General features: G+C 41.5%; 6 protein-coding genes. 5 read left to right on the top strand and 1 reads right to left on the bottom strand.

What is annotated here, in order from left to right; translation table 11 throughout:
• The 4 genes from K245_RS25710 to K245_RS27040 all read left to right on the top strand — a co-directional run.
• A partial coding sequence (locus K245_RS25710) for a transposase (RefSeq protein WP_035276808.1) occupies positions 1 to 291 on the top strand: 291 nt, incomplete at its 5' end.
• Between the two features lie 65 nt (positions 292 to 356).
• A complete protein-coding gene (gene gspE / locus K245_RS0120350; RefSeq protein WP_027360655.1) occupies positions 357 to 2084 on the top strand; it encodes a type II secretion system ATPase GspE in 1728 nt (575 codons plus the stop codon).
• A 293-nt stretch (positions 2085 to 2377) separates the two neighbouring features.
• Positions 2378 to 2731, top strand: a complete 354-nt coding sequence (gene yidD / locus K245_RS25715) for a membrane protein insertion efficiency factor YidD (protein ID WP_035277818.1) — start codon at positions 2378 to 2380, stop codon at positions 2729 to 2731.
• The gene (locus tag K245_RS27040; protein ID WP_051284494.1) at positions 2712 to 3617 is read left to right on the top strand and encodes a tol-pal system YbgF family protein; all 906 of its coding nucleotides are present in this window, start codon (positions 2712 to 2714) and stop codon (positions 3615 to 3617) included. Before yidD ends, K245_RS27040 begins: the two co-directional genes overlap by 20 nt.
• Before the next feature lie 261 nt (positions 3618 to 3878).
• Here K245_RS27040 and K245_RS0120375 read toward each other — a convergent pair whose 3' ends face one another.
• Positions 3879 to 5105 carry a PAS domain-containing sensor histidine kinase gene (locus K245_RS0120375; RefSeq protein WP_198013948.1) on the bottom strand — a complete coding sequence of 409 codons (1227 nt, stop codon included), beginning with the start codon at positions 5103 to 5105 and terminating at the stop codon, positions 3879 to 3881.
• Positions 5106 to 5279: 174 nt separating this feature from the next.
• Here K245_RS0120375 and K245_RS27490 point away from each other — a divergent pair.
• Positions 5280 to 5492: transposase (locus K245_RS27490; RefSeq protein ID WP_027359714.1), on the top strand; the 213-nt coding region annotated here is incomplete at its 3' end.

Raw genomic sequence — 5492 nt, forward strand, 5'->3', positions numbered from 1 at the left:
GAGCTCGCTGGTTTCCAGCACGAACCCCATGTTACTGGAGGTGGTAAAGCAGCTGTAGAGCATCCATCCTTCAAATGGGTCAATATAATACTTGGTAACTTAAAAAATGCGCTCAAAGGTACTTATCATGCAATTAATCGCAAGCATGTTCCGCGGTACCTGGCAGAATTTCAGTACAGATTCAATCGCCGATATGATCTGCCGTCCATGATTCACAGACTGATTTATGTTGCTCTTAGGACTCCACCCATGCCATCAACCATGCTTTCTATGGCTGAAGCAGAGTGGTAATCAGATTATTTTATGTCTTTGTCATTAAGCATACCGCATGCGATATAGTCGCAGCGAGAGGTTCTATGAAGATAAGCCCCATTTTTGACGACATAATCTCCAGATTTGGAGTTCCTCCTGACGAACTGGGAAAAATGCTCTCGGATAAAAGCGCTTCAATAACAGAGGCCCTTGTTAAGAAAAAGATCGCCACGGAGTCGGAAGTTCTTGAGCTGTTATCGGAAAGATATTCGGCGCCTTTTCTTAAAACGCACCCTGGTGACTCGTTCAGAGCTGATTTTACAAAGAAAATATCCATCCAGTTTTGCAGAAGATTCAATATTTTTCCCTTTATCCCTGACGGAGAGGCAAAAACTTTAGAATCACTTTTCCCCGGGACTACAGAACATCCTGATTCCTTTATAATAATAAACGATCCTTCAAGTTTTCAGCCTGCTGATGAAATAGCAAGGCTGCTTGATCTTGAAAGGGTAAGCTTTGTTTTTGCCCCAAGGGATATCATCCTGAATCTTACGGATTCTGCCTATGACAGGGTTATGGATTCCGCCCAGCAGCTCGTGGAGGATATGGGGGCCGACGGCGATATCCTAAGCGAGATAGAAGGGGCCGCAGATCTTCTTGATGACACAAGCGACGCACCCATCATCAAGCTTGTGAATCATATCATTTCCCAGGCAGTAAAGGCCAGGGCCAGTGATATTCATATAGAGCCTTATCATGATGGGCTCAAAGTGCGCTATCGAGTGGACGGAATTCTTTATGATTTTCTGACTCCGCCCAAATGGATACAAGCCGCCCTTGTTTCTAGAATCAAAGTTATGGCCAAGATGAATATTGCCGAAAAGAGACTTCCTCAGGATGGGCGCATTGAGGTCAAAATAGGCAGCCAGAATATTGATATTCGTATTTCGACTATCCCAATTGCAAATGGAGAAAGGGTCGTTTTAAGGCTTCTCAACAAGTCGGGCTCCCTACTCAAACTTAGAGAATTTGGGATGGGTGAGGAACACTATAAAATCATAGACAGCCTGATAAGGATGCCCAACGGAATCATACTGGTCACCGGCCCCACCGGAAGCGGAAAGACCACTTCACTTTATGCAATACTCTCAGAGATCAACCGGCCTGATATAAATATTATAACAATTGAAGATCCCGTTGAGTATCAGATCAAGGGAATCGGCCAGATTCAGGTTAACAGAAAAATAGACCTGACATTTGCAAGAGGTCTCAGATCAATTGTACGTCAGGACCCTGATGTGATCCTGATTGGTGAGATCCGTGACCAGGAAACCGCTGAAATTGCGGTTCAGTCAGCCCTGACCGGTCATCTTGTCTATTCAACCCTTCATACAAATGATTCGGCCAGCGCCATAACAAGACTTGTCGATATTGGTATCGAACCTTTTCTCATTACTTCTGCTGTCAAGGCTGTAATTGCGCAGCGTCTTGTTAGAATACTATGCGAGCACTGCAAAAAGGAGTCCGAGTATGAGACGGGCCTTTACAAGGTTCTCGGTATTTCGGAGGATGAGTTGAAATCGAGGAAGGTCTACAAGGCAAACGGATGCCCAGAATGCTTCAATACCGGGTATATGGGACGAATGGCAATTTTTGAGATCATGGTCATTGATGATAATCTCAAACATATTATGCTCGAAACTTATGACTCCAATAAAATCAAGGCTGTAGCTCTTAAAAATGGTATGCTTACGCTTAGAATGGACGGCATGGAAAAAGTCATGAAAGGCCTGACAACAGTGGAAGAAGTACTTCGAGTTACCCATGCCTGATAAATAAAGAAGAGCCCGATGATTTTTGATTGGCGATTTTTGAAATTCAAATATGGCTTAACATTGACAAGGTCGCAAAAAGTTCGATTCCCGCCATTCCGGCGCAGGCCGGAATCCGGAAGTACCTGGAAGTACAAAGATGCGGATCAAGTCCGGCATGCCTCTTAAGCCATTTTTTGATTTTTTGCGAGTCCATCAACATTCAAACATTAAAACTATTAAATTTTTGCCGGGCATTTTTCAAAAAGCGACGTGCCGAAGAATATCAAGTATCATAAATGAGGGTACTTATCATGACCATTCATAAACTAGCCAGGCTCATTTTCAACCTCCTGATTATTTCCTTTCTTTATTCATGTGCTGGCAAAAATCCACATACTACTAATTCAATGGAAGAAAATTCCAATCCGTATATGTCTGTCTGGAGACTTATCTCAGCGGCAGATGGTGACAGATGCGCCATGACGCCTTCGTGTTCGGCCTATGCTGCTGAAAGCATAAGAAACTACGGTTTTTTCGAGGGTTATCTCATGACCTGCGACAGGCTCATCAGATGCGGCAGGGATGAGCTTAATCATTCTCAAATAATCAAAACAGGTGATGATCACCTTTGTCTGGATCCTCCAAATGAAAACAAGATTCGGTAGTTTTTTAATTTTTTTGTTTCTGGTATTTCCCCTTAGTTCCTGGGCAAATGCCGGCACAACAGTAACTCTTGATGCTGACAGGCTTTATTCTTACGCTGTCAAATCTTATAAAAGCGGGGATTTCTCAGAATCAGCATCAGCTTTTCATTCATTTTTCAGCTTTTTTTCAGATGATGAAAGGGCCGGTGAAGCGCTTGTCCTCCGAGGATTCAGTCTGTTTGCCATGAAAAGATATCCCGAAGCTTCAGTATCTTTTCAAAAAGCTTTTGCTACACCTTTATATGGCGAAAAAGTTAGAAATACTTCTGGGCTCATGATTGCCTCATGTCAAGAAGCATCCGGGGACAGGTCTTCTGCCATTGCATTTATGGAGAATTGGTCTTCTTCTGTTCCGGATAATGATAAATTCAAAGCAAGAATCAAGTATGAAACAGCTTGGCTTTACCTTTCAAACGATGACAGACAGACAGCTGAAAAAAGATTTTCTGAAATCAGATCGTCATTTGATTTCAAAATTAGTGAACTTCAGGATGAACTGGAGAAGGTCCCTTCGTTTGAAAAAAATCCGACTTTGGCTGGCTGCCTTGCTGTTATTCCAGGCGGCGGTTTTGCCTATCTTGGCAGATATTCAGACGCGTTTGCGGCGCTTATCGTTGATTCAGCTCTTGGCGTCGCGGCCTGGGAATGTTTTGACAAAGATATTCCTGCACTTGGAGGAATAATTTCCTTTGTCGGAGTTGGTTTTTACCTTGGCGGAGTTTATGGCAGCGTTTCAGCGGCACAGAAAATGAACAGAAAGAACAGGGCTTCATTTTACGAATCCATGAAAACAAGGCTGTATGTTAAAGATAATGGAATAGGCGCCGGGTTTTCTGTAGAATTTTGAACGGTTTATTTCATGGATTTGCAAGAATTTCATATAGTTCCAATTTTTAATAAGGTCGCAATAAGTCCGATTACCGTCATTCCGGTGGGGCCTGTCCCGGTGAAAACCGGGAGCTGGAATTCAGATGTACATAAAAATACAAAGATGCCGGATCAAGGCAGTTATGACGCTGAAGCTTTTTTCTGGCTTTTTAAGAGAGCATCATATCATTAATACAATTAATGATCCTTTGAAATAGAAATGAAATTAGCCAAATTTCAATCACTGCGCTTTACAAAATGCGAGAGGATATTGTGCTTCGAAAACAGTGCCTTCTGGCTCTGACGTTGAAAAAGATATGCTTCCTTTAAGGTATTTATCAGTGAGATATTTCATGCTGTAAGTACCAAGACCTCTTCCAGTACCTTTTGTGGAGAAAGATCTTTTAAAAACCTGAAGTCTTATGTTTTCAGGCATGTAGGTATTGTTGTGAATCCAGAAAAAAATGCTCTCATCATCCTTTCTGCATCCCATGGTTATTGTTTCTCCAGGCACAGAGGCTTCAATTGCGTTTTTAATCATATTCCCCACAACTCGTCCAAGAAGGGTTGGATCTGATTCAAATTCCGCGTCATCGCTTGTCCAGTCCGTGATCAGATGCCTGGTTTCAAGAATATCTGGCCTGTTATAGGTATTAAACAGTTTTTCGAGAAATAGCTTTGCATTTATTTTTTTAATGTCAAGTTGCAGTTCGTTATTTTCTGCTGCTAAAAGCTGTCTGTGTGCGTTTATTTCATCAACTATCCTTTCAGACAAAAAGGAAATTCTACCCAGAAATTCATTTTTAAGTTCTACGTCCTCTTTGCTTTCTGACTCAATGAGCTGGGAAAAGCCCCTTAGAGCAACAGCTGTATTCATTATGTCATGGAGAAATATTCTTTCCAGGAAAAGTTTCTTTTTTTCTTCTGCTATATTGACAAGCACAAGGAAGGTAAATGGCTCTCCATTGACTTTTATGGGGGTTGCCCATGCCCTTAGATCAAGAGCCTCTTCTCCCTCAGCAGTTTTAGTTGTTATTCTGCACTCATCAACCTTGAATCTCTCTTTCTGGCTTTCAAGTATTGAATTGACAGCGCCGCAATATCTGCAGAATGATGATGTGCCGCATCCGCCTGGATTTATATTTGAATGCTTGCAGCTCAAAAGCTCTCCCATTCTCATTCCCATGGCCTTATCAGGATCTTTCAGGCCCGAGGCCTCAAGTGTGCTTTTGTTTATGTATACAATCTGTCTGTTTTTATTCAGGATCATAACCATATCAGGGATATGGTGCATGAGTTCATCCATAAAAAAATGTCCATTGAAGAAAGCGCTCTGTCTTATGATTTCTTCAATTGTACTTTTTTCAGGAGAAGCAAATTCTGTGATTATTTCAAGCATAATATGCCTTTTTTCAAGAATTATTGATTTCACTGATTGTGGCTGGTTTTGTTTTAATTTTTTTTTCAAAAAACTGGACCCCCCAAAAAGGTACAATTTCATGGAGCTGGTTTGCAGGCGGCAGTTTTATATATGATTTTAAATGATAATAGGTTTATAAATTTTTATTTGATTACCATTTTTACTCCGCCATGCTTATCTTAAGGCATGTGAAAGATTATCCAGATATGATGGAGGTGTAGCATGGCAAAAAATATGATCCAATTTCAAAAAGGAAAGAGTATTCACGAATTCCTGTCCGAATATGGGACCGAAGATAAGTGCCAAGACTCATTATTCAGACTTAGATGGCCGCATGGTTTTAGTTGTCCGAATTGCGGCGGTTCGAAATTTTGCGAGCTCAAATCAAGAGATCTGTACCAATGCCACAAGTGTCACCATCAGGCGTCGGTAAAG

The organism is Desulforegula conservatrix Mb1Pa (genome assembly GCF_000426225.1).
Taxonomy (GTDB): domain Bacteria; phylum Desulfobacterota; class Desulfobacteria; order Desulfobacterales; family Desulforegulaceae; genus Desulforegula; species Desulforegula conservatrix.